General features: G+C 72.2%; 20 protein-coding genes and 2 rRNA genes. 17 read left to right on the forward strand and 5 right to left on the reverse strand.

The genetic code is table 11. From position 1 onward, the window contains the following. The 3 genes from ACFU95_RS38220 to ACFU95_RS38230 form a co-directional block, all read left to right on the forward strand. A 23S ribosomal RNA gene (locus tag ACFU95_RS38220) occupies positions 1–73 on the forward strand; the annotation flags it as partial. Positions 74–177: 104 nt separating this feature from the next. Continuing rightward, positions 178–294, forward strand: a 5S ribosomal RNA gene (gene rrf / locus ACFU95_RS38225). A gap of 1,269 nt (positions 295–1,563) precedes the next feature. Further along, positions 1,564–2,328: a hypothetical protein gene (locus tag ACFU95_RS38230; RefSeq protein WP_383838269.1), complete on the forward strand. Its 765-nt coding sequence runs from the start codon at positions 1,564–1,566 to the stop codon at positions 2,326–2,328. A 54-nt stretch (positions 2,329–2,382) separates the two neighbouring features. On the opposite strand, the gene ACFU95_RS38235 is transcribed toward ACFU95_RS38230, so the two are convergent. Continuing rightward, the gene (locus ACFU95_RS38235) at positions 2,383–3,675 is read right to left on the reverse strand and encodes a DUF1015 domain-containing protein (protein WP_383838135.1); all 1,293 of its coding nucleotides are present in this window, start codon (positions 3,673–3,675) and stop codon (positions 2,383–2,385) included. Positions 3,676–3,747: 72 nt separating this feature from the next. Here ACFU95_RS38235 and ACFU95_RS38240 point away from each other — a divergent pair, with 72 nt between their 5' ends. The 4 genes from ACFU95_RS38240 to ACFU95_RS38255 all read left to right on the forward strand — a co-directional run bounded on the left by ACFU95_RS38240 (position 3,748) and on the right by ACFU95_RS38255 (position 8,048). Beyond that, positions 3,748–4,776 carry an HAD hydrolase-like protein gene (locus ACFU95_RS38240; protein WP_383838138.1) on the forward strand — a complete coding sequence of 343 codons (1,029 nt, stop codon included), beginning with the start codon at positions 3,748–3,750 and terminating at the stop codon, positions 4,774–4,776. A gap of 118 nt (positions 4,777–4,894) precedes the next feature. Beyond that, positions 4,895–5,938, forward strand: coding sequence for a FecCD family ABC transporter permease (locus ACFU95_RS38245; RefSeq protein ID WP_383838141.1), 1,044 nt, complete (start codon positions 4,895–4,897; stop codon positions 5,936–5,938). A gap of 32 nt (positions 5,939–5,970) precedes the next feature. Continuing rightward, complete coding sequence (locus ACFU95_RS38250; protein ID WP_383838144.1) at positions 5,971–7,053, forward strand: FecCD family ABC transporter permease; 1,083 nt, start codon at positions 5,971–5,973, stop codon at positions 7,051–7,053. After that, positions 7,050–8,048: an ABC transporter ATP-binding protein gene (locus ACFU95_RS38255; RefSeq protein WP_383838147.1), complete on the forward strand. Its 999-nt coding sequence runs from the start codon at positions 7,050–7,052 to the stop codon at positions 8,046–8,048. The genes ACFU95_RS38250 and ACFU95_RS38255 overlap by 4 nt, the downstream gene beginning before the upstream one ends. Here ACFU95_RS38255 and ACFU95_RS38260 read toward each other — a convergent pair. Continuing rightward, positions 8,032–8,379, reverse strand: coding sequence for an SCP2 sterol-binding domain-containing protein (locus ACFU95_RS38260; protein WP_383838148.1), 348 nt, complete (start codon positions 8,377–8,379; stop codon positions 8,032–8,034). The genes ACFU95_RS38255 and ACFU95_RS38260 overlap by 17 nt on opposite strands. Positions 8,380–8,421: 42 nt before the next feature. Between ACFU95_RS38260 and ACFU95_RS38265 the strand changes: the two genes are divergently transcribed. From ACFU95_RS38265 to ACFU95_RS38290, 6 genes are all read left to right on the forward strand, one after another. Further along, entirely contained in the window at positions 8,422–8,727 is a 306-nt protein-coding gene (locus ACFU95_RS38265) for a hypothetical protein (RefSeq protein WP_383838150.1), read from the forward strand. A 7-nt stretch (positions 8,728–8,734) separates the two neighbouring features. Beyond that, positions 8,735–9,550, forward strand: a complete 816-nt coding sequence (locus ACFU95_RS38270) for a TlyA family RNA methyltransferase (protein ID WP_383838152.1) — start codon at positions 8,735–8,737, stop codon at positions 9,548–9,550. Continuing rightward, a complete protein-coding gene (locus ACFU95_RS38275) occupies positions 9,547–10,452 on the forward strand; it encodes an NAD kinase (RefSeq protein ID WP_383838154.1) in 906 nt (301 codons plus the stop codon). Before ACFU95_RS38270 ends, ACFU95_RS38275 begins: the two co-directional genes overlap by 4 nt. A gap of 236 nt (positions 10,453–10,688) precedes the next feature. Beyond that, a complete protein-coding gene (gene recN / locus ACFU95_RS38280) occupies positions 10,689–12,407 on the forward strand; it encodes a DNA repair protein RecN (protein ID WP_383838272.1) in 1,719 nt (572 codons plus the stop codon). 48 nt (positions 12,408–12,455) lie between these two features. Then, positions 12,456–13,217: a hypothetical protein gene (locus ACFU95_RS38285; protein ID WP_383838156.1), complete on the forward strand. Its 762-nt coding sequence runs from the start codon at positions 12,456–12,458 to the stop codon at positions 13,215–13,217. Between the two features lie 297 nt (positions 13,218–13,514). Next, positions 13,515–14,651, forward strand: a complete 1,137-nt coding sequence (locus tag ACFU95_RS38290; RefSeq protein ID WP_383838159.1) for a glycosyltransferase family 4 protein — start codon at positions 13,515–13,517, stop codon at positions 14,649–14,651. 32 nt (positions 14,652–14,683) lie between these two features. On the opposite strand, the gene ACFU95_RS38295 is transcribed toward ACFU95_RS38290, so the two are convergent. Further along, positions 14,684–16,336: a PucR family transcriptional regulator gene (locus ACFU95_RS38295; protein ID WP_383838161.1), complete on the reverse strand. Its 1,653-nt coding sequence runs from the start codon at positions 16,334–16,336 to the stop codon at positions 14,684–14,686. 116 nt (positions 16,337–16,452) lie between these two features. Here ACFU95_RS38295 and ACFU95_RS38300 point away from each other — a divergent pair, with 116 nt between their 5' ends. Continuing rightward, positions 16,453–17,412, forward strand: a complete 960-nt coding sequence (locus ACFU95_RS38300; RefSeq protein WP_383838163.1) for an LLM class F420-dependent oxidoreductase — start codon at positions 16,453–16,455, stop codon at positions 17,410–17,412. Positions 17,413–17,418: 6 nt separating this feature from the next. Here ACFU95_RS38300 and ACFU95_RS38305 read toward each other — a convergent pair whose 3' ends face one another. Together ACFU95_RS38305 and ACFU95_RS38310 are read right to left on the reverse strand one after the other, a co-directional pair. Then, complete coding sequence (locus ACFU95_RS38305) at positions 17,419–18,798, reverse strand: FAD-binding oxidoreductase (RefSeq protein ID WP_383838166.1); 1,380 nt, start codon at positions 18,796–18,798, stop codon at positions 17,419–17,421. A gap of 66 nt (positions 18,799–18,864) precedes the next feature. After that, positions 18,865–20,667, reverse strand: a complete 1,803-nt coding sequence (locus ACFU95_RS38310; RefSeq protein WP_383838275.1) for a glycoside hydrolase family 15 protein — start codon at positions 20,665–20,667, stop codon at positions 18,865–18,867. A 532-nt stretch (positions 20,668–21,199) separates the two neighbouring features. Between ACFU95_RS38310 and ACFU95_RS38315 the strand changes: the two genes are divergently transcribed. The 3 genes from ACFU95_RS38315 to ACFU95_RS38325 all read left to right on the forward strand — a co-directional run bounded on the left by ACFU95_RS38315 (position 21,200) and on the right by ACFU95_RS38325 (position 25,881). After that, positions 21,200–22,888, forward strand: coding sequence for a CTP synthase (locus ACFU95_RS38315; RefSeq protein WP_383838278.1), 1,689 nt, complete (start codon positions 21,200–21,202; stop codon positions 22,886–22,888). Between the two features lie 83 nt (positions 22,889–22,971). Then, positions 22,972–23,598 carry an NUDIX domain-containing protein gene (locus ACFU95_RS38320; RefSeq protein WP_383838169.1) on the forward strand — a complete coding sequence of 209 codons (627 nt, stop codon included), beginning with the start codon at positions 22,972–22,974 and terminating at the stop codon, positions 23,596–23,598. A 195-nt stretch (positions 23,599–23,793) separates the two neighbouring features. Beyond that, positions 23,794–25,881 carry a tetratricopeptide repeat protein gene (locus tag ACFU95_RS38325; protein ID WP_383838172.1) on the forward strand — a complete coding sequence of 696 codons (2,088 nt, stop codon included), beginning with the start codon at positions 23,794–23,796 and terminating at the stop codon, positions 25,879–25,881. The last annotated feature ends 65 nt before the right edge of the window (positions 25,882–25,946 follow it).

A 25,946-nucleotide genomic window follows, 5' to 3' on the forward strand; every position in this document is an offset into this window, starting at 1 on the left:
GTTGATAGGCCGGATCTGGAAGCACGGTAACGTGTGGAGGTGACCGGTACTAATAGGCCGAGGGCTTGTCCTCAGTTGCTCGCGTCCACTGTGTTAGTTCTGAGACAACGACCGTTGTCGGCTTTGAGTAGAACAGACAAAAGAAGAGTGTGCTTGTTCGCTCGAAACCATTAGGGTTTCGGTGGTTATAGCGTGAGGGAAACGCCCGGTTACATTTCGAACCCGGAAGCTAAGCCTTACAGCGCCGATGGTACTGCAGGGGGGACCCTGTGGGAGAGTAGGACGCCGCCGAACAATCTTTGGGAAGGACCCCTGGTCCCCAGCGTTCAGCTGGGACCAGGGGTCCTTTTGTTTTTACAATGCTTGCAGTACCGAAGACAGGAGTCACCGATGTCCCCCAACTCTCCCGACGACCGACCGGAGCGCGACCAGCGGCCACGGGACAGTGGTGACCGCGGTGACCGTGGCAACCGGGGGGAGCGCGGCGGATTCCGTCGTGACAACGACCGTGGTGGCAGCGGCGCCGGCCGTGGCGGGTATGGGCGACGTGATGACCGTCGTGACGACCGCCGAGGCGATGACCGCCGCGATGACCGCGGTGATCGGGGTGGCTTCCGTCGTGATGACAACCGTCGTGATGACAACCGCGGTGGCGGTGGTTACGTCCGCCGTGACGACCGGCGGGGCGGCGACGACCGCGGGTCTCGGCCGCCGTTCCGGCGCGATGACCGGCCTGCTGGGCCCCGTCGCGACGACCGTGACCGTGGGTTCCGGCGTGACGGCGACCGTCCTGCCTTCCGCCGGGACGATCGAGGCGAGCGCGGGGAGCGGCGCGACGGCGACCGTGGTGGCTTCCGTCGTGATGACAACCGGGGTGGCGGTGGTTACGTCCGCCGCGACGACCGCCGTGATGACCGTCGGAGCGATGACCGCGGCAGCTACGAGCGCCGTGATGACCGCCGCGACGGTGGTGACCGCGGCGATCGCGGTGGCTACGGCCGCCGTGACGACCGCGACCGCGGCTTCCGGCGTGACGACCGCGGCGGCGACCGTGGTGATCGTGGCGGCTTCCGTCGCGACGACAACCGCGGCAGTTACGAGCGCCGTGATGACCGCCGGAGCGATGACCGTGGTGACCGCGGTGGGTTCCGTCGTGACGACAACCGTGGCAGCTTTGAGCGTCGTGATGACCGTCGCGGCGATGACCGTGGTGACCGCGGTGGGTTCCGTCGTGACGACAACCGCGGCGGCTTTGAGCGTCGTGATGACCGTCGCGGCGACGACCGTGGTGGCTTCCGGCGGGACGACCGCCGTGACAGCGGTGACCGTGGGGACCGCGGCGGCTTCCGTCGTGATGACAACCGGGGCGAGCGCGGCGGGTTCCGTGGGCGGGACGACCGGCGGGACGACCGTGGCGGGCGCGGGCCCCGCAGGGACGACCGTGGTGGACGGCCCGGTGGGTTCCGTGGGCGGGACGACCGACGCGGTGGTGACGACCGGCGTGGTGGCGGCCGGTTCCGTGACGAGCGGGATCGTGACCGGGACCGCGAGCCGATCAAGCGGCTGCCGATCCCCGAGGACGTCACGGGCGAGGAGATCGACAAGGACGTACGGCAGGAATTGCAGAGCCTGCCGAAGACGCTCGCGGAGGATGTCGCCAAGAACCTGGTGATGGTCGCGCGGCTCATCGATGAGGACCCCGAGGCGGCCTACGGCTACTCCAAGGTGGCCCTGCGGCTGGCGTCGCGTGTCGCTGCCGTACGTGAGGCGGGCGGGTTCGCGGCGTACGCGAACCAGAAGTACGCCGAGGCGCTGGCCGAGTTCCGGGCGGCGCGGCGGATGACCGGGACCGTGGACCTGTGGCCGCTCATGGCCGACTGCGAGCGTGGGCTCGGGCGGCCGGAGAAGGCGCTGGACATGGCCGGTGCACCCGAGGTGCACAAGCTGGACAAGGCCGGGCAGGTCGAGATGCGGCTCGTCGCGGCCGGTGCCCGGCGTGACCTGGGGCAGCTGGACGCGGCCATCGTGACGTTGCAGAGCCCCGAGCTCGCCTCCAACTCCGTCCAGCCGTGGACCGCGCGGCTCAGGTATGCGTATGCCGAGGCGCTGCTGGCGGCCGGGCGGCGGGCGGAGGCACGGGAGTGGTTCGCCAAGGCCGTCGAGGCCGACAAGGACGGCAGCACGGACGCGTCCGACCGGCTCGCCGAGATGGACGGTGTCGAGTTCGTCGACGCCCTCGACGAGGACGAGGGCGTGGACCGGACCGAGTCCGGGGGCGACGGTGACGAGCAGGCTCCGGCCGATCCCGACGAGGGCGACAAGGAGTGAGCGACGCGTGAAGTGAAGGGCGGGATTCCGGACAGGGGTCCCGCCCTTCGGCGTTCAGAGGTCCAGTGCGCGCAGCACCAGGCCCGAGGCCGGCTTCGGACCGAACGAGGTCGACTTGCGGGGCATCGTGACGCCCTGGCGGGCGAGGTCGCGTACGACGTCCTCGCGGACCGGGTGCATCAGGACGGCCGTACCGCCGTCGCGTTCCGCCTTGTCGACGGTGGCGGTGGTGTCGTGGATGTAGGCGATGCGGGTGGGGTCGTCCTCGGGGATGTGCCAGACGTGGGCGAGGAGCGTGGCGTGCAGGACCGTGGCGTCCAGGGTGCGCCAGGCGGCGGGGCGGTCGGCGGGGACCGTGCGGTCGAGAAGGGCCGGGTCCGGGGCGTCGACCAGGTGGAAGGCGCCGTCTCCGGCGAGGAGGTAGGCGTTGCCCGCGCAGGCCGCGTCGGCAAGCGCCTCCAGGGCCTCGGGCAGGGGGACTTCGAGGCGGCGTACGCGGAACAGGCCGTCGAGGGCGGCCAGGGCGTCCGGCACCGCGACGTCGTGCAGGAGGCGGTGGATGGCGCGGACGCGCAGGGGGTAGCGGGCCGTGTCGACCAGGAGGACGAGGCCGTAGTCCCAGGGGCTGGGCGAGGGGTGCTCCGCGCGTAGCCGGCGGTACGTCGCCCAGCGGTGGTGGCCGTCGGCGATCAGGGCCTGGTGGCGGGTCAGGTCGGACTGGACGCGGGCCAGGTCGGCCGGGTCGGTGATCGACCACAGGCGGTGGTTGAAGCCGTCCTCCGTGGTGGTCGAGAAGAGCGGCGGGCGCTCGACCGTGCGCTCGATGACGGCGGTCGTGTCGCTCGCCGTGCCGTTGCCGCGGTAGGTCAGCAGCAGGGGTTCGAGGTTCGCGGACGTGGCGCGCATCAGGGCCGCGCGGTCGGCGACCACGTGCGGCATGACGTCCTCGTGCGGCAGGACCAGGCCCTCCGCGGGCTCTGTGACGCGCAGGGCGCCGATGATGCCGCGCTGGAGCATGCCGTCGCCGTCGTGCTGTTCGTAGACGTAGAGGCTGGGCTCGGACTCGGTGGTCAGCACGCCTTCGGAGAGCCAGCGGCGCAGGGTGTCGGCCGCCTGTTCGTTGCGGGCGCCGGCGGTGTCGGCCTGGGGGAGGATCAGGCGGACGATGTTGTACGGGTCCGAGTCCTGGAGCTGGTGCAGGCCGTCCGGGCGGACTACGACGTCGTACGGAGGAGATGTCACGGCGGCCAGGCTGCCGACCCGGTCGGGGTCGTAGCGAAGCCCTCGGAACGGGGTCAGTTCGAGGCCTCGGCGCGCCGTTGCTTCCGGGTGACCTGCTGTGTTCATCCCGGCATCGTACGGGTGTCAGTGGCATGGGGGATGATCGGGGGAAAGCCGTCGAACGAGGAGCGATGCGGAATGAGCCAGAGCGTCAGGACGAGGCCCGAGGGAAGCGGCCAGGCCCTGAGCGAGGCGTACGACACGGCGCTGCTCGACCTCGACGGTGTGGTGTACGCGGGCGGCAACGCGATCGCGCATGCCGTCGACTCGCTCGCCGTGGCCCGTGCGGGCGGGATGCGTCTCGCGTACGTCACGAACAACGCCCTGCGGACTCCGGACACCGTGGCCACGCATCTGACGGAGCTCGGCATACCCACCGGGGCGGACGATGTCATCACCTCGGCGCAGGCGGTCGCGCGGCTGATCAGTGAGCAGGTGCCGGCGGGCGCCCGGGTGCTGGTGATCGGCGGGGAGGGGCTGCGGGTGGCGCTGCGGGAGCGCGGGCTGGAGCCTGTGGAGTCGGCGGACGACGATCCGGCGGCGGTCGTGCAGGGGTTCGGCGGGCCCGAGTTGCCGTGGGGACGGTTCGCGGAGGCTTCGTACGCCGTCGCGCGCGGGGTGCCCTGGTTCGCGTCCAACACCGACCTGACGATTCCGAGCGGGCGGGGGATCGCGCCGGGCAACGGCGCGGCGGTGGAGGTCGTACGGATCGCCACCGGCGCCGAGCCGCAGGTCGCGGGCAAGCCGTTGCCTCCCATGCACCGGGAGACGATCCTGCGGACCGGTGCCGAGCGGCCGCTGGTGGTCGGGGACCGGTTGGACACGGACATCGAAGGCGCGTTCAACGGGGAGGTCGACTCGCTGCTCGTGCTGACCGGTGTGACCGACGGTGCCCAGCTCCTCGCCGCGCCGCCGCAGCACCGGCCGACGTATGTCGACGCCGATCTGCGGGGCCTGCTCACCGGGCAGCCGGACGTCGTGGCGGCCGGGGAGGGCTTCCGGTGCGGTGGCTGGACGGCGACGGCCGGGGCGGAGCGGCTGGAACTCGACGGTGACGGTGAGGCCTTGGACGGCCTGCGGGCGTTGTGCGCGGCGGCCTGGACCGCGGCCGGGGACGGCTCCTGTGCGCTGGACGCGGGGAAGGCGCTGGCGCGGCTGGGGCTGTGACGCCGGAGGGGCGCGTCGCGGCCGGGGTTTGTGACGTCGGAGGGCGGGATCGTCACCGGGGTTGTGACGGCGTGCGGCGGGATCGTGGCTGAATGGGAGGGTAGGCTAACCTAACTGCGTGTTGGTCGACAGTCCTCCCGAACAGCGCGCGGAGTCCCAGTCCGTGCCCCCAACCCGACGGGCGATACGTGCCGTTGGGTTGCTCGTCTCTGTCCTGATCCTGTTGGTCGTCGTGTTGGCGAGTATCGCGGTCGGGGCGAAACAGCTGTCTCTCGGGGAGGTCTGGCACGGCCTGTTCGAGGCATCGGGGACCTATGGCGACGTCGTGGTCGACGACCGGATCTCGCGCACCGTCCTCGGTCTGCTCGCCGGCGCCGCGCTCGGTCTGGCCGGGGCCGTGCTCCAGGCGCTCACCCGCAACCCGCTGGCCGATCCCGGTCTGCTCGGCATCAACGCGGGGGCGTCCGCCGCGGTGGTCACCGCCATCACCTTCTTCGGCGTCACCAGCCTGAGCGGCTATGTCTGGTTCGCCTTCCTCGGGGCGGCCGCGGTCGGGGCGATGGTCTGGTTCCTCGGCGGCAGCCGGGGTGCCACACCGGTGCGGCTCGCGCTCGCCGGTACGGCGATCAGCGCCGCGCTGTACGGCTATCTCCAGGCCGTGATGATCACGGACAACGCGGCGCTGAACAAGATGCGCTTCTGGACGGTCGGTTCGCTGACCTCGGCGACGGACTCGACGATCAAGCAGGTGCTGCCGTTCCTCGTCGTCGGCATGGTGCTCGCGCTCGCGCTCGCCCGGCCGCTCAACGCCATGGAGATGGGCGACGACACCGCCCAGGCGCTCGGCGCGAACCTGAACCGCACCCGGGTGCTGTCGATGCTCGCGGCCACCGTGCTGTGCGGGGCCGCGACCGCCGCCTGCGGCCCGATCGTGTTCGTCGGCCTGATGGTGCCGCACGTCGTGCGCTCCTTCACCGGGCCCGACCTGCGCTGGATCCTGCCGTACGCGGCCGTCCTGTCGCCCGTGCTGCTGCTCGGCGCCGACGTGCTGGGCCGGATGGTGGCCCGGCCCTCGGAACTCCAGGTCGGCATCGTCACCGCGATCCTCGGCGGACCGGTCTTCATCTTTCTCGTACGACGGCGGAGGACGGCCCAGCTGTGAAGACCGCGGTGCAGAGGGTAGCGAAGAGCGAAGTGAAGGTCACTGCGAAGAGCGCGGTGAAGAGCCTGGGGAAGCCCGGCCGGGGCAACCGTGCCGTGCGGACCCCCGGTGGGTTCTCCGTCCGGCTGGACGTGCGGGCGCTGACCGTCGTCGTGTTGTTGCTGCTCGCCGCGCTCGGCGCGAGCGTCGTGCTGATCGGCACCGGCGACTTCCCGATCTCGGCGGGCGACGTGCTCAGGACGCTGCTCGGCGACGGGAACGCGGGGCAGGAGTTCATCGTCAACGAGCTGCGGCTGCCGAGGGTCCTCGTCGGGCTGCTGGTCGGTGCCTCGCTCGGGCTCGGCGGTGCCCTGTTCCAGGCGCTGTCGCGCAACCCGCTGGGCAGCCCGGACATCCTCGGTCTCGGGCAGGGGGCGACAGCCGGCGCGCTCGTGGTGATCGTGCTGTTCTCCGGTGACTCCACCCAGGTCACGGGCGGTGCGCTCCTGGGCGGACTCGGGACCGGGCTCGCCATCTACTTGCTCGCCTGGAAGCGGGGCGTGCACGGATACCGACTGGTCCTGGTCGGTATCGGCATGTCCGCGATCATGACGGCGGTCAACGGCTATCTGCTGACCAAGGCCGACCTGGTCGACGCGGCCCGCGCGGTCGTGTGGATGACCGGCTCCCTCAGCGGCCGTGACTGGGCCCAGGTCTGGCCGTTGCTCGCGCTGTGCGCCGTACTCGTCCCGCTCGTCCTCGCCAACGCGCGCGGGCTGCGGATGATGGAGATGGGCGACGACGTCTCGTACGCCCTCGGGGTACGTGTCGAACGCGTACGGCTGCTGCTGATGCTGGCGGCCGTCCTGCTCACCGCGGCCGCCACCGCCGCCGCCGGTCCCGTCAGCTTCGTGGCGCTCACCGCCCCGCAGCTCGCCCGGCGCCTGACCCGCTCGCCCGGGCCGAACCTGCTGCCCTCCCTCTGCATGGGCGCCGCCCTCCTTGTCACCGCCGACTGGATCTCCCAGCGGGTCTTCGGAGCCGACCAGATGCCCGTGGGCGTGGTCACCGGCGTGCTCGGCGGCGTGTATCTGCTGTGGCTGCTGGTCACCGAACGCAAGGCGGGCCGGATATGAGCACCGGAAGTACCGACAAGAACAGCAGCGGGCCGAACAACCGAAGGAGCACTGTGAACCGCCTGTCCGCCGACAACGTCACCCTCGCCTACGACCAGCGGGTCATCGCCGAGCAGCTGTCGGTGGAGATACCCGACAACTCCTTCACCGTGATCGTCGGCCCGAACGCGTGCGGCAAGTCCACGCTGCTGCGGGCCCTGTCGCGGATGCTCAAGCCCAGCCAGGGCCGGGTCCTGCTGGACGGGCAGGTCATCCAGTCGATGCCGGCGAAGAAGGTCGCGCGCACACTGGGCCTGCTGCCGCAGTCGTCGATCGCGCCCGACGGGATCACCGTGGCCGACCTGGTGGGCCGCGGCCGGTACCCGCACCAGGGCATCCTGCGCCAGTGGTCGACCGAGGACGAGCGGGTCGTCCAGGAGTCGATGGAGCAGACCGGGGTCGCCGAGCTCGCGGACCGCTATGTCGACGAGCTCTCCGGCGGTCAGCGGCAGCGCGTGTGGATCGCGATGGCACTCGCCCAGCAGACGCCGCTGCTGCTGCTCGACGAGCCGACGACCTACCTCGACATCCAGCACCAGATCGACGTCCTGGACCTGTGCGCGGAGCTGCACGAGGAGCAGGGGCGCACGCTGGTCGCCGTCCTGCACGACCTCAACCACGCCGCCCGCTACGCCACGCACCTCATCGCCCTGCGCGGCGGGGAGATCATCGCCGAGGGCGCGCCGAACGACATCGTCACGGCCGAGCTGGTCGAGGAGGTCTTCGGGCTGCGGTGCCAGGTCATCGACGACCCGGAGACGGGCACGCCGCTGGTGGTGCCGGCCGCTCGGCAGGCACGGACCGGTGGCAAGGCAGGCGCCAGGAAGGCGGGCCCCGGCGAGGCCGACGCCGACCTCTCCGACGCCAGGACGTCGCATGCCGAGACGTCCGACGCCAAGACGTCCGACGCCGAGACGTCCGACGTCAAGAAGGTCGCGGCTACAGAAGCTTCCTGAGCACCAGCAGGTCGCGCACGCCCGCGTGCAGCTTCACCCGGCCCGAGCCCCAGGCCTTGGCGAAGTGCAGCTCGCCGTCGACCAGGGCGACCAGGTCGTCGCCGGCCATGCTGAGTCTGATCTGGGCCTTCTCGCGGGGCGGGCCCTGGAGGGTGTCCTGGACATGGATCCGGCCGCCCGCCATGCGGCCGGCGAACGTGACGTCCAGGTCGGTGATGTGGCAGCTCACCGAGCGGTCCAGGGCCGCCGCCGTGCGGGCGTCCCCTTCGGCGCGCTGCATGTTGTCCGAGAGCTTTTCGAGTGCGGCGCGGCACTCCTCAGTCGTGGCCATCGCGATCGACGGTACCCCAGCTGTTCGGGGTAGCGTCTGGGCATGAGCGACACGGTTCCGGAGACGGAGATCCCGGCGGAGGCGGCGGCGGACGAGTACGCGGTCACAGCGGTCGAACCCGAGTACGACCCCGCCGCCCCCGCCCCGCTGAACGTCCCCCGCACCCCTACCGGCAACGCCGACGTCGACGCCCGGCTGGAGCGGCTTGGTGATGCCGACCACCTCGCCACGGACGGGCACCTCGAGGTGTACGAGGATGTACACCGGGGGCTGCGCGACGCGCTCACCGCGCTCGACGCCCGCCCGGGTCCTCCGGCGCCCTCACCGTCGTACGGACATAGGAGCTGAACCGAACGTGGCAGGAGTCGCACGCCGCCGTCTCGACGCGGAGCTGGTCCGCCGGAAGCTCGCGCGCTCGCGCGAGCACGCCGGCCAGCTGATCGCCGCAGGGCGGGTCACCGTCGGCAAGACCGTCGCGACCAAGTCGGCCACGCAGGTGGAGACGGCGGCGGCGATCGTGGTGTCCACCGATGGCAGCGATCCCGACTACGTCTCGCGGGGCGGGCACAAGCTCGCGGGCGCGCTGGCGGCCTTCGTGCCCCGGGGGCTCGTGGTGGAAGGACGGCGGGCACTGGACGCCGGCGCGTCCACCGGGGGTTTCACCGACGTCCTGCTGCGGTCGGGGGCCGCGCATGTCGTCGCCGTGGACGTCGGATACGGACAACTCGCCTGGACTCTCCAGAGTGATGAACGCGTCACCGTCAAGGACCGTACGAACGTACGCGAGTTGACGCTCGAAGCGATCGATGGGGAACCAGTGGATCTTGTCGTGGGGGATCTGTCCTTCATCCCGCTCGGACTGGTACTGCCCGCCCTGGTGCGGTGCGTGAAGCCGGACGCCGATCTGGTGATGATGGTCAAGCCGCAGTTCGAGGTGGGGAAGGAACGGCTGGGCAGTGGGGGAGTCGTACGGAGTTCGCAGCTGCGGGCGGAGGCCGTGCGCCAAGTCGCCGAGAAGGCGTGGGAACTCGGGCTCGGAGTGAAGGGCGTTACGGCGAGTCCGTTGCCCGGACCCTCCGGGAATGTCGAGTACTTTCTGTGGCTGCGTGCCGGGGCGCCCGCTCCGGACCCGGCCGACGTTGACCGTGCAGTTGCGGAGGGGCCGCGTTGACACAGAACCGAGCTCGTACTGTTTTTCTGCTCGCCCACACGGGGCGGCCCGCGGCCATCCGCAGCGCCGAGCTGGTGGTCAAGGGACTGCTGCGGTCGGGGATCGGCGTACGGGTCCTGGAGTACGAGGCGGCCGACCTGCCGCTGCCGCCCGAGGTGGGGCTCGTCAAGGAAGCGACTCCGCAGTGCCTCGACGGGTGCGAGCTGCTGATAGTGCTGGGCGGTGACGGGACGCTGCTGCGGGGCGCCGAGTTCGCCCGGGCGTCCGGGGTGCCGATGCTCGGCGTCAACCTCGGACGGGTCGGGTTCCTCGCGGAGGCCGAGCGGGACGATCTCGACAAGGTTGTCGACCGGGTCGTCACCAAGGCGTACGAGGTCGAGGAGCGGATGACCGTCGACGTCGTCGTGCACCAGAACGGCGACATCGTGCACACGGACTGGGCGCTGAACGAGGCCGCCGTGCAGAAGGCCGGCGCCGAGAAGCTGCTCGAGGTCGTGCTGGAGATCGACGGGCGGCCGGTGACGGGGTTCGGGTGCGACGGCATCGTGCTGTCCACGCCGACCGGGTCCACGGCGTATGCCTTCTCGGCGGGTGGGCCTGTGGTGTGGCCCGAGGTCGAGGCGCTGTTGATGGTGCCGATCTCGGCGCACGCGCTGTTCGCCAAGCCGTTGGTGACCTCGCCGGACTCGGTGCTTGCCGTGGAGGTCCTGCCGCACGTCCCGCCGGGGGTGTTGTGGTGTGACGGGCGGCGGACCGTGGAGCTGCCGCCGGGGGCGCGGGTCGAGGTGCGGCGGGGGGCTGTGCCGGTGCGGCTGGCTCGGCTGCATCACGCTTCGTTCACTGACCGGCTTGTGGCGAAGTTCGCGTTGCCGGTGTCCGGGTGGCGGGGGGCGCCTCACTAGCCGTCTCGCCGTGGCGTGTGAGGGTGCGTCGGCGGCTGCGGGTCCGTTGTGGCTGGTCGCGCCCACGCGGCGGAGCCGCAGATCGATACAGCCCCGCGCCCCTGAGTAGCTCCACTCGCCTGGGTGACAATGTGCTGCCGATATACATTCGTCACCTGGACCTTCACATGACTGGGACCGGGGGGCGTCGCACTCCCGGTGCCCGACCTCGTAAGGTCGTGTCCGTGTTGGAGGAGATGCGGATACGGTCGCTCGGAGTCATCGACGACGCTGTCGTCGAGTTGTCGCCGGGGTTCACCGCCGTCACGGGTGAGACCGGTGCGGGCAAGACCATGGTGGTCACCAGCCTGGGGCTGCTGCTCGGTGGGCGGGCGGACCCGGCGCTCGTGCGGATCGGGGCCGAGAAAGCGGTCGTGGAGGGGCGGATCGCCGTGCCCTCGGGCGCGCCGGTCGTCGTACGGGTCGAGGAGGCCGGGGCGGAGCTCGACGACGGGGCGTTGCTTCTCAGCCGTACCGTTTCCGCCGAGGGGCGCTCGCGAGCGCATCTGGGCGGGCGCAGCGTGCCCGTGGGGATGCTGGCCGAGCTCGCCGACGAGCTGGTGGCCGTGCACGGGCAGACCGACCAGCAGGGGCTGCTGAAGCCGGCCCGGCAGCGGCAGGCGCTCGACCGGTACGCGGGGGACGCCGTCGCGGTGCCGCTCGCCAAGTACGGCGAGGCCTACCGGCGGCTGCGGGCCGCCTCCGTCGAACTGTACGAGATCGTCACGCGCGCGCGTGAGCGGGCCCAGGAAGCCGACATGCTGCGGTTCGGGCTCGACGAGATCGCCGGTGTCGAGCCGCGGGCCGGGGAGGACGCGGAGCTCGCGGAGGAGGCCGAGCGGCTGGGGCACGCGGAGGCGCTGTCGTCCGCCGCCACGGCCGCTCACGCCGCGCTCGCCGGAAATCCGGAGGACCCCGAGGGCATCGACGCGGCGACGCTCGTCGCGGGCGCGCACCGGGCCCTGGACGCCGTGCGGTCGCACGATCCGGCGCTGGCCGCGCTGGCCGACCGGATCGGGGAGATCGGGATCCTGCTGGGCGATGTCGCCGGGGAGTTGGCGGGGTACGCCGATGACCTCGACGCGGATCCGTTGCGCCTGACGGCCGTGGAGGAGCGGCGGGCCGCGCTGAACGCGCTCACCCGGAAGTACGGCGAGAACGTCGCCTCCGTGCTCGCCTGGGCCGAGGAGAGCGCGGCGCGGCTGGGCGAGCTGGACAGCGACGACGAGCGGATCGGGGAGCTGACCGCCGAGCGCGATGCGCTGCGGGCCGAGCTGGGCGGGCTGGCGCAGGCGCTGACCGACGCGCGGACGGACGCCGCCGAGCGGTTCGCGGCCGCGGTGACGGCGGAGCTGGCCTCGCTCGCGATGCCGCACGCGCGCGTGTCCTTCGACATTCGCCAGACCGAGGACCCGGAGGGCGTGGAGGTCGGCGGGCGCGCGGTCGCCTACGGGCCGTCCGGCGTGGACGAGGTCGAGCTGCTGCTCGCCCCCCACCCGGGAGCGCCGCCCCGGCCCATCGCCAAGGGCGCGTCCGGTGGTGAGCTCTCGCGCGTGATGCTCGCCGTCGAGGTCGTGTTCGCGGGCACCGATCCCGTGCCGACGTATCTCTTCGACGAGGTCGACGCCGGTGTCGGCGGCAAGGCGGCCGTGGAGATCGGGCGGCGGCTGGCCCGGCTGGCGAAGACCGCGCAGGTCGTCGTGGTGACCCATCTGCCGCAGGTCGCCGCCTTCGCCGACCGGCAGTTGCTCGTCGAGAAGACCAACGACGGGTCGGTCACCCGGTCCGGCGTGAAGGTCCTGGAGGGCGAGGAGCGGATCCGGGAGCTGTCCCGGATGCTCGCCGGGCAGGAGGACTCGGAGACGGCGCGGGCGCACGCGGAGGAACTGCTGGAGACGGCTCGGGCAGACGGCTAGGGCCTGTTGCGAGGCGGTGGGCGGCCAAGAGGCCCGTAAGGTGGCCGGATGATCAAGCAAGCCGTCTCCTTCGGCCTCTCCGCCGCCCTCACCCGCGTCGCCGTCGCCGCCCTGCGCGCCAAGGCACCCGGCGGCCGTGACCGCTGGGAGCGGAAGAACTACGCCGGGCGGACGGTGGAGTTGTACGCTGCGCCCGTCTCCGCCCTGGCGGCCGCGGTCGGGGCCGGAAGGATCTCGCCGGCCGTCGGCGCCGCCGCGGCTGTCGCGGGGGCCTGCGGGGCGTACGACGACGTCGCCGGGGCCGGTGACTCCCGCCGCGGGTTCCGGGCGCATCTCTCCGCTCTGCGGGACGGCGAAGTCACCAGTGGGGCCGTCAAGTTGTTCGGGATCTCCGCCGCCGGGCTCGTCGCGGGGGCGGTCCTGAAGGAACGGCCCCTGGACAGGCTGCTCGCCGGGGTCGTGATCGCCGGTGCCGCGCACTTCGTCAATCTCGTGGACGTACGACCCGGGCGGGCCGCCGCCGCGGTGCTCGCGCTCGGTGCGCCGGGGTTGCTGCGCTCGGGGCCCGGTGCCGAACTGGCCGCCGGAGCCATGGGGGCCGCCGCGGCCGTACTGCCCGACGACCTCGGGGAGCGGGCGATGATCGGCGACACCGGGGCGCACGCGCTGGGTGCGGCCCTGGGCGCCGCCGTCGTCGCCGGGAACGGGCGGGCCGGTCTGGTCGCTCACGCCGCCGCCGTCGTGGCCGCGGCGGTGTACGGCGAGAAGGTGAGCGAGCTGGCGCGAGGCGCCGACCGCGCGGTGAGGTGAGGCCGCCGGGACGCACGGACGGCGCGTCGGGACGGCACAGCCGCCGCGCGTTGCTCCACGCGCGCATGTTCGGCCACAACCCCCACCCGGGATCACTCGTGCAGGTGACTCCGTGCGCCACGTTGCCCGGCGCCCGCGCCGTCTTGGGCCTCCCGCCGTTCCCGGAACAGCCGTACGTCCTGGCATCCTTGGCGTAAACACGTCGTACGCGTAGCGATTCGCGCGGTACACCCCGTCCGCCCGATCCTTCTGTACGTTCTTCGTGACCGCCCGACCCGAAGCAGGAGCCCCGGCCACGTGACCCCCGTGAGCAGCCACGCACCGCACGGCCAGTCCTCGCTGCGCACCGTGCAGGTGCTGGGCGGTGGCAACGCCGGCAGTAGCGCGCATGTGCGCTCGCTGGCCTCGGGGCTGGTCGCGCGGGGCGTGCGGGTCACCGTGTGCGCCCCCGTCGAGGCCGATCACCTCTATGACTTCACGGGGGCCGGCGCCGACCATGTGCATGTGCCGCGCAGCAGCGACCCCTCCTCCGTGGCGGCCCTGCGGGCGGCCTGCGTGGACGCCGACCTGGTGCACGCGCACGGACTGCACGCCTCCTTCCGCGCCGTGCTCGCGCTGAGCGGACGGCGTACCCCACTCGTCGTCACCTGGCACGACCGGGCACACGCCGAGGGCGCCCGCGCCCATCTCGTACGGCTGTTGGAGCGCCGGGTCGTCAAGGCCGCCGCCGTCGTGCTCGGGACGACCTCGGCGCTCGTGGACCGGGCCCGCCGGACCGGCGCCCGGGACGCGCGCCTCGCGGCCGTCGCCATGCCCGGCCCCCACCAAGCCGTCGAGCAGGACGACCCCGACCGGCTGCGGCCCAAGGTCCGGGCCGAACTCGGGGCCACCGGGCGGCCGTTGCTGATCGCCGTCGGCTCGCTGGAGCGGCATCGCGGATACGACGTGCTGCTGGACGCCTCACGCGCGTGGCTGAGGCTCGACCCCGTGCCGTTGGTCGTGATCGCGGGGGAGGGGGCGCTGCGGGCCGATCTCCAGCGGCGTATCGAGGACGAGGAGCTGCCCGTGCGGCTCATCGGGCGCCGCGACGACGTTTCCGAGCTGCTCGCCGCGGCCGACGTGGCGCTCCTGCCCAGCAGTTGGGAGTCGCGGTCCGTCCTCGCCCAGGAGGCCCTGCACGCGCGCGTGCCGCTCGTCGCCACCGAGGTGGGCGGAGTGCCGGAACTCGTCGGCGACGCGGCCGAACTCGTCCCGTACGGCGACGCGAAGGCCCTCGCCGACGCCGTCGTACGGCTGCTCGACGATCCCGCGAGGCGGGAACTCCTCAGGGAGCGCGGCGTGCGGCAGACGGCCACCTGGCCGACCGAGGACGAGACGGTGGCCCAAGTCCTCAGCGTGTATGACGAGTTGACGCAGCCGCGGTTCGTGGTCTAGCCGCCGACACGAGTGGCCCACGCCCCTGATGCCTACCCCGCGTGTCTGCGCGCCCGCAGCGCCAGGCTCAACGCCAGTACGGTCTGCGGGTCGTCGAGGTCGGTGCCGAGCAACTCGCCGATGCGGGCGAGGCGGTTGTAGAGCGTCTGCCGGTTGAGGTGCAGCTCGCGTGCGGTCTCCGCCTTGCGGCCCGCGTGGGCCAAGTACGTCTCCAGGGTGGGCAGCAGGGGCGGTTTCGACCGGTTGTCGTGCTCGCGCAGCGGGCCGATCGCGCGGTCCACGAAGGCCGCGAGATCCGGGTGGTCGCGCAGTCGCCACAGCAGCAGGTCGATGTCCAGGCGCCGGGCGTCGTACCAGGGGCGGTCGGACAGGCCCTGGGCCGCCGTCGCCGTCTCCGCCGCGTGCCGCAGGCCCGCCGAGGCCGCCGCCCAGCCGCCGGCCACCGCGACGACCACGACCGGCGGCGGCGCCCCGGGCCGCTGGATCCCGGCCCGCTCCACACCCGCCCGCAGCGCCACCGCGACCCGGTCCGCGACCGCCGGGCGGTCCGACTCCGCGCGCAGCCCCAGCAGCAGCGGCACCCGGCCCTCCACCGGACGCACACCCAACAGCACCGGCACCCCCACCGAGGCCAGCTCCTCGCCGACCGCACGCGCCAGCACCGCCCAGCCACCGCCCGGCGACAGCGCGTCCCCCAGCCGCATCACGACCGGCAGCAGCGGGCCGTCACCCGGCTTGAAGCCCAGTACGCGCGCCTGTGCCGGGGCGTCCTCGGCGGCGACACGGCCCTCCGCGAGGTCGGTCAGGAAGTCGCCTCGCCCACGCGCCGCCAGCTCCTCCTCCTGCCGTGCCTGCATCAGGACCACGGCCAGGATGCCCGCGGCCCGCTCGGCGGCGATCCGGTGCACCGGTGCGAGCGGGCCGCGTACGGGGAGCAGAACCAGCCGGGCCCGGACCGACACCGTTCCCGGGCCGCCTCCCGGAACGTCCACCAGCACCGACCCGGCGGGCGGCGGCCCGTCCTTGTGCTGCCCTCGCAGCCCCTCCCACACCTGGAGCGGGTCCGCGCCTTCGGGACCCGACCCGGCGGCGTACAGCAGCTGCCCGTTCGTCGTCTCCAGGAAGACCGGGTTGCCGCTGAACTCCGCGAGGATGCCGAGCACTTGGGGTACTCCACCGCCGCCGAGCAGTGCTTCCGTGCATCGGCGGTGCACCTCCTCCGCCCGTTGCAGCAGCGCGTAGTGGCCGTTGACGATCTCGGTGTGGATCTCCTCGGTGACCGTCACGAACGGCACCTCGCGGTGCAGCTGGACCAGCGGCAGCCCGGCCACACGTGCCGTGTCGACCAGCGTGGCGGGCAGCCGGGTGAAGCGGGTGCCGAGCTCGATGACGAGGGCCGCGATGCCGCGCTCGGCCAGGGTGCGCACGAACGCGCGCTGGTCGGCGGGACGGGTGCCGATGCCGTAGCCCGTGGTCAGCAGCAGTTCCCCGCCCTTGAGCAGCGAGGCGATGTTGGGCACCTCGCCCGCGTGCACCCAGCGCACGGTGCGCCCCAGCCGGTCGGCGCCCGCGAGCACCTCGGGGAGCCCGCTGCGCAGGCCCGGCAGCTCCAGCGCCCGGCGCACGGTGATTCCGGCGCTGTGGGTGTCGAATCCGCTGCTCATACCGCCCGTACCGCTGTCCATGAGGCGGACGCTACCCGTGGCCCTGCCTCGGTGACATATCCGGACCGTCGCGCGCCCCTGTCGCTGCGGTGATCAGCGCCGGGTTGGGGCGCTGCCGGCGGGGTAGCGGCGTCGGCATGGACTTCAGCGTGGTTGCCGTGGCACGGGAGGACGACAGTCCGGTCGAGGAGCCGCTGCGGGTGGCGGTGGTCGCCGACCGGCTCGGGTACCGCGAGGTGTGGGCGGGGGAGGGGCCGACCTGGGACTCCTTCGTCCTCGCCGCGGCGATCGGGCGGGCCACCGAGCGGGTCGCGCTGACGGCCGGCCCCGTGGCGGTGTCGGTGCGCGAGCCGTTCGGTATCGCGCGGGGTGCCGCCTCGGTCGCCGCCGTCACCGGGCGGCCGGTCGGGGTGGCGCTGGGGACGTCCAGCAAGCGGGTCGTCGAGGGCGTGCACGGGGTGCCGCGAGAACGGCCCGCGGCGGCGCTGGAGGCCTCGGCGGCGGCCCTGCGCGTCTTCCTGCACGGCAGGCCCGGTGAGCCGATCGTCCCCGGCAGCGTCTTCCCGCGCCGTCTCCAGCCGCCCGGCGGCCCGCTCACCGTGGCGGCGTTCGGCGACCGCGCGATCGCCACGGCGGCGGCCCACTCCGACCGGATGCTCCTGGACATCGTCTCGCCGGAGCAGGTGCGGACGCTGCGGGCCAAGCTGACGGCGGCCGCCGAGCGCGTCGGCCGGACGCCGCCGGCGCTGGTGTCCTGGCTGCCTGCCGCAGTCGACCCGGACCCGGAGTCCCTCGCGCAGGTGCTGCGGAGCATCGCCGGGTATCTGACGGTGCCCGGCTACAGCGACATGTTCGAGGCGGCCGGATTCGGGGAGGCGGTCGAGCTGGCCCGTACCGGTGCCGACCCCGGCACGCTGCTCCGGGCGCTGCCCGCCGCTGCGGCGGACATGGTCGGCCTGGTGGGCGACCTGGACGCCGTACGGGCGCGTGTCGCGGAGTACGCCGAGGCCGGGCTCGACGAGATCGCCCTCGTACCGGCGACGGCGGGTGATCCGGGCGGGGAGCGGACGTTGACGGCGTTCACGCGAGCCTGGTGACGGTGTTCAGGCCGGCCTGATGTTGTGGTTGAACCTGAAGACGTTGTCCGGGTCGTAGCGGCGCTTCAGACCGGCCAGCCGACGGGTGTTCTCGGTGCCCACCCCCGCCACGACCCGCTCGGCGCCCTCGTCGCCGATGAAGTTGAGGTAGACCGCGCCGGTGCTCCACGGGCGCGCGTCGGCACGGACCTGCCTGACCCATTGGACGCACCGCTCGTCGTCCGCCGGGTCCTCCCAGATCGCGAACGGGTGGACGGCCCAGGGCGCGTCGCGGTAGGGCACCGGGTATTCGCGCGGGCCCGCTGCGATCGCCCCGCCCAGCGGGAACAGCACATGGATGGTCCCGGTCGGCGGCATCGCCTCGCCCCCGGCGCAGAACGCCTCCAGGTAGGCGTCGGGCGCACTCGTCAGGTACTCCGCCGACCAGTAGTTCCGCATCCCCGGCGGATCGTCGAGCATGCACTGGACATCGGCGTACGGCATCGCCCCGACGATCTCCGACTCGTGCGGCAGCGCCAGCAACGGCTCGGCCAGCTTGCGCATGTCCGCCTCGGACCCGGCGTACGTCAGCAGCGCACCGCACAGGACGGTGCCGACCAGGTGCGGCGGTACGAACTCCTCGGGCGGGCCGGTGAGGTACAGCACGCCGCCGCTCGCCTCGTCCGGGGCCACGGCGATCAGCTCGCGGTAGGTGCGCACGACCTCGGGGCCGAACTCCGGCAGGTACAGGACCAGCGCGATGGAGAACTCGGGCAGCTCATGGAGTTTCAGGGTGAGCGCGGTCGCGACGCCGAAGTTGCCGCCACCGCCGTGCAGGCCCCAGAACAGCTCCGGGTTCTCGTCGGCGCTCGCGTGGACCCGCTCGCCGTCCGCGGTGACGAGCTCGACGCCGAGCAGGTTGTCGACGGCCAGTCCGCACCAGCGGTCCAGCCAGCCGGAGCCGCCGCCGAGGACGAAGCCGCCGACACCGGTCGTCGAGGCCCGGCCGCCGGTCGTGGCGAGCCCGTGCGGCTGGCAGGCGCGGTCCAGATCGCTCATCGTGGCCCCGCCCGCGACCCGTACCGCCTCGGCCGCGGGATCGACGCCGACCGCGCGCATGTGCCGCAGGTCGACGACCAGGCCGGCGTCGTTCACCGCCATGCCCGCGACACTGTGCCCGCCGCCGCGCACCGCGATGTGCAGGTCCAGGTCCCTCCCGAACCGCACGGCCCGTACGACGTCGTCCTCGTCCACGCACTGGGCGATGACCGCGGGCCGGCGGTCGATCATCGAGTTGAAGACGGTCCGGGCCTCGTCGTAGCCCGGATCCCCCGGAGCGAACACGTCGCCGACCAGATCCTCGCGCAGCGCGGTGAGGGCCGCGCCCGCCTTCGATGGGGAGGCCATGGGGCGCCCCCTTCCGTGCAGGGGCTGAGGATCCCAGCGTAGGCAGGCTTCGGCCGACGGGCCCGCTCAGCCGCCGTAGGCCCCCGACGCCGTCAGCCGCAGCGCGGTGTCGATCAGCGGAACGTGGCTGAACGCCTGCGGGAAGTTGCCGACCTGGCGCTGGAGGCCCGGGTCCCACTCCTCGGCCAGCAGCCCGAGGTCGTTGCGCAGCGACAGCAGCTTCTCGAACAGCTTGCGGGCCTCGTCGACGCGGCCGATCATCGCCAGGTCGTCCGCCATCCAGAACGAGCAGGCGAGGAAGGCGCCCTCGTCGCCGGGGAGGCCGTCGACGCCCTCGTCGTCGCCCTGTGTCGGGTAGCGCAGGATGAACCCGTCCGAGGTGGACAGCTCGCGCTGGATCGCCTCGATGGTGCCGATGACGCGCTTGTCGTCCGGCGGCAGGAAGCCCATCTGCGGGATCAGCAGCAGCGAGGCGTCCAGCTCCTTCGAGCCGTACGACTGCGTGAAGGTGTTGCGCTCCTTGTCGTAACCCTTCTCACACACGTCCCGGTGGATGTCGTCGCGCAGCTCGCGCCACCGCTCCAGCGGGCCGTCGGCGTCGCCGGACTCGATGAGCTTGATGGTGCGGTCGACGGCGACCCAGGCCATCACCTTGGAGTGCACGAAGTGGCGGCGCGGGCCGCGCACCTCCCAGATGCCCTCGTCCGGCTCGTCCCAGTGGTCCTCCAGGTAGCGGATCAGCTTGAGCTGGAGCAGCGAGGCGTAGTCGTTGCGGGCCAGGCCCGTCATGTGCGCCAGGTGCAGGGCCTCGGTGACCTCGCCGTACACGTCCAGCTGGAGCTGGTGCGCGGCGCCGTTGCCGACCCGGACCGGCGCGGAGTTCTCGTAGCCGGGCAGCCAGTCCAGCTCGGCCTCGCCCAGCTCGCGCTCGCCGGCGATGCCGTACATGATCTGGAGGTTCTCGGGGTCGCCCGCGACCGCCCGCAGCAGCCACTCGCGCCAGGCGCGGGCCTCCTCGCGGTAGCCGGTGCGCAGCAGCGAGGACAGGGTGATGGCCGCGTCACGCAGCCACGTGTAGCGGTAGTCCCAGTTGCGGACGCCGCCGATGTCCTCGGGCAGGGAGGTCGTCGGGGCGGCGACGATGCCGCCGGTCGGGGCGTACGTCAGCGCCTTCAGCGTGATCAGCGAGCGGATCACCGCCTCGCGGTACGGACCGTGGTACGTGCAGTGCTCGACCCACTCGCGCCAGAAGTCCTCCGTCGCCTCCAGCGACTGCTCCGGCTCCGGCAGCGCCGGCGGCTGCTTGTGCGAGGGCTCCCAGGAGATGGTGAACGCGATCCGCTCACCCGGGGCGACCGTGAAGTCCGAGTACGTGGTCAGCGACTTGCCGTAGGTCTCGGTCTCCGCGTCGAACCACACGGAGTCCGGGCCGGCGACGGCGACCGTGCGGCCCTCGTGCTTGTGCACCCACGGCACGACCCGGCCGTACGAGAAACGCATCCTGAGGGCCGAGCGCATCGGCACCCGGCCCGAGACGCCCTCCACGATGCGGATCAGCTGGGGCGCGCCGTCACGCGGCGGCATGAAGTCGATCACCCGGACCGTGCCGCGCGGCGTGTCCCACTCCGATTCCAGGATCAGGGAGTCGCCGCGGTAGGTGCGCCGGGCCGCGGTGGGCGGCGGGGCGTCGGAGGCGTGCGCGGGGCCGAGCCGCCAGAAGCCGTGCTCCTCGGTGCCCAGCAGTCCGGCGAAGATGGCATGCGAGTCGAAGCGGGGCAGGCACAGCCAGTCGACTGTGCCGTCCCGGCAGACCAGCGCCGCTGTCTGCATGTCTCCGATGAGTGCGTAGTCTTCGATGCGCCCGGCCACGTGCAACTCCAGTCGAACGGCCACGTCACCCCCTTCTGGCAAGGGGGCTCTCGCTTAGTGCGGTCAAGGGGTGGGTTTTGTAGTGCGTCGTTGAGCGGTGAAGCAAAGCAGTCGTCTCGGCCGTGAGGCAAAACGACAGTCTCTTCTCGACGATCTCTGCTCAACGAACTGACGAGCTCGCGTTGTTCCGGTGCTTACGGGCGAGGGGTGGTGCCGTGTGGCCGGCCGGGCTCGGCAGCGAATGTCCGAGCAGGATACGACGCACGTAGATGATCTGTGTGCCGCTCCGGGCAACCCGGGTCGGCCGAACGGGTGAGCAACGGGTGGGAAACCGATACTCCTGTGCAGGTTCGTGGCGACTCGTGTGCGGAGCGTGGCCGGAAGCCATCGGTCTCGGTCGCTGATACCCTGGTAGCCCGTGGACGGGTGGGCGACAAACCCCCGAACCGCAGCGACGGCACCACCCCCGGAATCTCCGGGCAGGCAGCCGCACCGCACTCCAGAACGCGACCACGGGAGTTCCCTCTTGGCTATGCCGCCCGCTGCTTTTCGATCCAACGCAGCCACGACGACCAAGCACATCTTCGTCACCGGGGGTGTCGCCTCCTCGCTCGGCAAGGGCCTGACGGCCTCCAGCCTCGGCATGCTCCTCAAGGCGCGGGGCCTGCGCGTCGTCATGCAGAAGCTGGACCCGTACCTCAATGTCGACCCTGGCACGATGAACCCCTTCCAGCACGGCGAGGTGTTCGTCACCAACGACGGCGCCGAGACCGACCTGGACATCGGCCACTACGAGCGGTTCCTCGACCGCGACCTCGACGGCTCCGCGAACGTCACCACCGGTCAGGTCTACTCGACGGTGATCGCCAAGGAGCGGCGCGGCGAGTACCTCGGCGACACCGTGCAGGTCATCCCCCACATCACCAACGAGATCAAGCACCGCATCCGTCGTATGGCGACGGACGAGGTCGACGTCGTGATCACGGAGGTCGGCGGCACGGTCGGCGACATCGAGTCGCTGCCGTTCCTGGAGACCGTCCGCCAGGTCCGTCACGAGGTCGGCCGTGACAACGTCTTCGTCGTCCACATCTCGCTCCTGCCGTACATCGGTCCCTCGGGAGAGCTGAAGACGAAGCCGACCCAGCACTCGGTTGCGGCGCTGCGCAACATCGGTATTCAGCCAGATGCGATCGTGCTGCGCTGCGACCGTGAGGTGCCGACCGCGATCAAGCGGAAGATCAGCCTGATGTGCGACGTCGACGAGGCGGCCGTGGTGGCCTGCCCCGACGCCCGCTCCATCTACGACATCCCGAAGACCGTGCACGGCGAGGGCCTGGACGCCTACGTCGTCCGCAAGCTGGACCTGCCGTTCCGCGACGTGGACTGGACGACCTGGGACGACCTCCTCGACCGCGTCCACAACCCCGACCACGAGATCACCCTCGCGCTGGTCGGCAAGTACATCGACCTGCCCGACGCCTACCTGTCGGTGACCGAGGCGCTGCGGGCCGGAGGCTTCGCCAACAAGGCCCGCGTCAAGATCAAGTGGGTCACGTCCGACGACTGCAAGACCCCGGCCGGCGCCAAGCAGCAGCTCGGCGACGTGGACGGCATCTGCATCCCGGGCGGCTTCGGCGACCGCGGTGTGCTGGGCAAGGTCGGCGCGATCAAGTACGCCCGCGAGAACCGGATCCCGCTGCTCGGCCTCTGCCTGGGCCTGCAGTGCATCGTGATCGAGGCGGCCCGTCATCTCGCCGACATCTCCGACGCCAACTCCACCGAGTTCGACCCGGCCACCGGTCACCCGGTGATCTCCACCATGGCCGAGCAGCTCGACATCGTCGCCGGTGAGGGCGACATGGGCGGCACCATGCGGCTGGGCATGTACCCGGCCAAGCTGGCCGAGGGCTCGATCGTGCGCGAGGTGTACGACGGCAAGGAGTACGTCGAGGAGCGGCACCGTCACCGGTACGAGGTGAACAACGCCTACCGCGCGGAGCTGGAGAAGAAGGCCGGCATCCTGTTCTCCGGCACGTCGCCCGACGGCAAGCTCGTGGAGTACGTGGAGTACCCGCGCGAGGTCCACCCTTACCTGGTGGCCACGCAGGCCCACCCCGAACTGCGCTCGCGCCCGACGCGCCCGCACCCGCTGTTCGCCGGGCTGGTGAAGGCGTCCGTCGAGCGCCAGCAGGCCGAGGGCGTCGGCAAGAATTCGAAGTAGCACGACAGTTGTACGGTGGCCGGGGCGCAAACCTTCAAAGGTGGGCACCCCGGTTTTCCTTTGCGCACGTGGAAGGGCAGGGCATGACGATCAAGGACACCCCCGAGGAGTGGGAGATCCGCGCGACGGACACCCCGTTCGTGGGCAACAAGACCTCCGTCCGCACGGACGACGTGGTCATGCCCGACGGCTCGGTGGTGCGACGCGACTACCAGGTCCACCCGGGCTCCGTGGCCGTCCTCGCCCTGGACGCCGAGGACCGCGTCCTGCTCATCAAGCAGTACCGCCACCCGGTGCGCGAGAAGCTGTGGGAGATCCCGGCCGGACTGCTCGACATCCCGGGCGAGAACCCGCTGCACGCCGCGCAGCGTGAGCTGTACGAGGAGGCCCACGTCAAGGCCGAGGACTGGCGGGTGCTCACGGACGTCTACACGACCCCCGGCGGTTGCGACGAGGCCGTGCGGATCTTCCTCGCCCGTGGCCTGTCCGAGGCGGACGGCGACCGCTTCGAGGTGGAGGACGAGGAGGCCGACATGGAGCACGCGCGCGTGCCGGTCGACGAGCTGCTCCGGGGCGTCCTCGCGGGCGAGCTGCACAACAACTGCCTCGTCGTGGGCGTCCTGTCACTGGCCGCCGCACGGGGCGGCGACGGGCTCGACGCGCTGCGCCCGGCGGAGGCGCCCTGGCCGGCGCGCCCCTTCGAGTCCTGAGCGAGCGCGGGCCTCGCTGCCCGCGCGCACCCCGCCTGCCGTCGGTGTGAAGATCGGCTGATCCGATCGGGGGATGTCCCCGCCGTGCCCGCCACGCTCCGCCCGGAACGTAGCAGAGCGTGAACTAGGCTCTGAATACGCCCGAACCGGAGTCCCGGCGGGCTTGCGCGTGCGGTGGGACGGGAGTGTGGCCCCGTGACGGATCAGGTCGTGGACACAGGCGGCGTGCAGGTGTTCGGCCGGGCCTCCGCCGCGCACCAATTCCTGGGCCGCACCCGCGAATTGAAGGAGCTTCGCGCCGACATCGAGCGCGCGGGCCTGGACACCCTCTCCGGCCGCAAGGCGCCACGCGCACGCGTGCTGCTCATCGCGGGCCGCCCCGGCTCGGGTCGCTCGGCGCTCGCCGAGGAGCTCGTCCAGCAGGTGGCGGACCGTTACGAGGACGGCGTGCTGCGCGCCCGCCTGAGCGAGCCCGACGGCACCCCCGTCCCCGTCGGGCGCACCGCCCGCGCGCTGCTCACCGCCCTGGACCGGCCGACCCCCGCCGGCGCCGCCGAGGACGACCTGACGGCGGCGCTCCGCGAGGCCCTCGCCGACCGCCGGGTCCTGCTCCTGCTGGACGACGCGGCCGAGGCCGAGCAGGTCGACGCCCTGCTGCCGGACACCCCGGAGTGCCTGGCCGTCGCCGTCTCCCAGGGCCCGCTGACCGGGATCTCGGACGTGCGGCCCTGCACGCTCGGCGGCCTCGACATCAAGTCGGCGGTGGAGCTGCTGTCCCGGCACGCCGGATCGGTCCGCATCACCGTCGATCCCAGTGCCGCCGAGGGCCTCGTCGAGGTGTGCCAGGGCCAGCCCGCCGCGCTGACCCTGGCCGGCGGCTGGCTCGCCTCCCGCCCCAAGGTGGCCGTCTCCGACCTGGCCAAGCAGCTGCGCGCCGAGGGCGAGGAGGGCACACCGCTCGGCCGGGTCTTCCGCCTCGTCTACGGCGCCCTGCCGACCCCCGCCGCCCGGATGCTGCGGTTGCTCACCCTCGCCCCCGGCGGCCTCGTCGACCCGCACACCGCCTCCGCGCTCGCCGGCTGCTCGGTGGACGGCGCCCGCGCCACGCTGGAGGACATCGTCGCCATCGGCCTGCTGCGCCCCGTCGACTCGCCGTTGCCGCAGTACGAGGTCCCGGCGTGCCTGCACCGGTTCCTGAAGGCCCTCACCGAGACCCAGGACCGTCCCGCCGAGCTCCAGCTCGCCCGCGCCCGGATGCTGGAGCGGACCGTGCGGCTGCTTCAGTCCTGCCGGGCGATCACCGAGACCGACAGCCCCGAGACCCGGCAGAAGCTCCTCGGCCTGCCCCAGGCCCTGCGCTTCCCCAACCCGCGGGCGGCCGCCGAGTGGCTGAGCATCCGCAGGCCCGCCCTGCTGGCCTCGGCCCGTGCCGCGGTCGCCGACGGGGAGCTGGACACCCTCGCGCGCCGCCTGATGTCCCAGCTGGTCAGGGCGATGGTGGCGCACCACGGCACCCAGGCGGCCGCCGGTGACCTGTACGACATCCACGCGCTGGTCCTCGACGTGGCCGAGCGCCGGAAGCTGCCCCGCGAGAAGGCCGCCGCCCTGCTGAACCTCGGCGACCTCGACGCCCGGACGGGGCGTACCCGCGAGGCGCTGGTGCGTTACCGGGCCGCGCTGGACGCCGGACGGGAGGCGAACGACCCGTATGCCACCGGCCGCGCGATGGAATCCGTAGGCGGCGCCCACCTGGAGCTCGGGGACTACGACCGGGCCGCCGACTGGTTCGGCCGTGCCCTGGCCCAGCGGCTGGCCCGCGGCGAGCGGCCCGACGTCGCCCGGCTGTACGGCCGTATCGGCGAGGCGCACACCTACGCGGGGCGGTACGGCGACGCCCTGCGCAGTTGGCGGGCCGCCATCGCCGGGCACCGCAAGCACGGCGATGTCGCCGGGCACGCGAGGGCGTTGAGCGAGCTGGCGCGGGTCCAGGAGTACGCCGGGCGGCCCGAGGAGTCGCTGCGCACCTGCCAGGAGGCGGTGGAGTGCGCGCGGCGTGCCGAGGACGTACGGCTCCAGGGCGCCCTGCATCTGCGGCTCGCCGACACCCTGGACCGCCTCGGTGATTCATCGGCCGCGCAGCTGCACCGCGGCGCGGCCGAGCGGATGCTGAAGGAGGACCCTCTGGAGTCCGATGCGGCAGCGTCTGAGCCCCGGCAACAGGCATTCAAGCCGGAACACGGCACTAACGCCTACGAAATCCGTAGTGCATCCGCTGAAGATTGATGCAATGAAAGGCTAGACAGCGGGAACACCTTCATTAGACTGGCTCTGCCGCACCTTCTCCTGCG

Source organism: Streptomyces sp. NPDC057623 (assembly GCF_042800355.1).
GTDB lineage: Bacteria > Actinomycetota > Actinomycetes > Streptomycetales > Streptomycetaceae > Streptomyces.

What these genes read in the sequence shown, in the direction of transcription:
- ACFU95_RS38235 (WP_383838135.1), bottom strand. Translation starts at nt 3,675, where the DNA reads ATGAACACAGCAGGTCACCCGGAAGCAACGGCGCGCCGAGGCCTCGAA.
- ACFU95_RS38240 (WP_383838138.1), top strand. Translation starts at nt 3,748, where the DNA reads ATGAGCCAGAGCGTCAGGACGAGGCCCGAGGGAAGCGGCCAGGCCCTG.
- ACFU95_RS38255 (WP_383838147.1), top strand. Translation starts at nt 7,050, where the DNA reads ATGAGCACCGGAAGTACCGACAAGAACAGCAGCGGGCCGAACAACCGA.
- ACFU95_RS38260 (WP_383838148.1), bottom strand. Translation starts at nt 8,379, where the DNA reads ATGGCCACGACTGAGGAGTGCCGCGCCGCACTCGAAAAGCTCTCGGAC.
- ACFU95_RS38265 (WP_383838150.1), top strand. Translation starts at nt 8,422, where the DNA reads ATGAGCGACACGGTTCCGGAGACGGAGATCCCGGCGGAGGCGGCGGCG.
- recN (WP_383838272.1), top strand. Translation starts at nt 10,689, where the DNA reads ATGCGGATACGGTCGCTCGGAGTCATCGACGACGCTGTCGTCGAGTTG.
- ACFU95_RS38285 (WP_383838156.1), top strand. Translation starts at nt 12,456, where the DNA reads ATGATCAAGCAAGCCGTCTCCTTCGGCCTCTCCGCCGCCCTCACCCGC.
- ACFU95_RS38295 (WP_383838161.1), bottom strand. Translation starts at nt 16,336, where the DNA reads ATGGACAGCGGTACGGGCGGTATGAGCAGCGGATTCGACACCCACAGC.
- ACFU95_RS38300 (WP_383838163.1), top strand. Translation starts at nt 16,453, where the DNA reads ATGGACTTCAGCGTGGTTGCCGTGGCACGGGAGGACGACAGTCCGGTC.
- ACFU95_RS38305 (WP_383838166.1), bottom strand. Translation starts at nt 18,798, where the DNA reads ATGGCCTCCCCATCGAAGGCGGGCGCGGCCCTCACCGCGCTGCGCGAG.
- ACFU95_RS38315 (WP_383838278.1), top strand. Translation starts at nt 21,200, where the DNA reads ATGCCGCCCGCTGCTTTTCGATCCAACGCAGCCACGACGACCAAGCAC.
- ACFU95_RS38320 (WP_383838169.1), top strand. Translation starts at nt 22,972, where the DNA reads ATGACGATCAAGGACACCCCCGAGGAGTGGGAGATCCGCGCGACGGAC.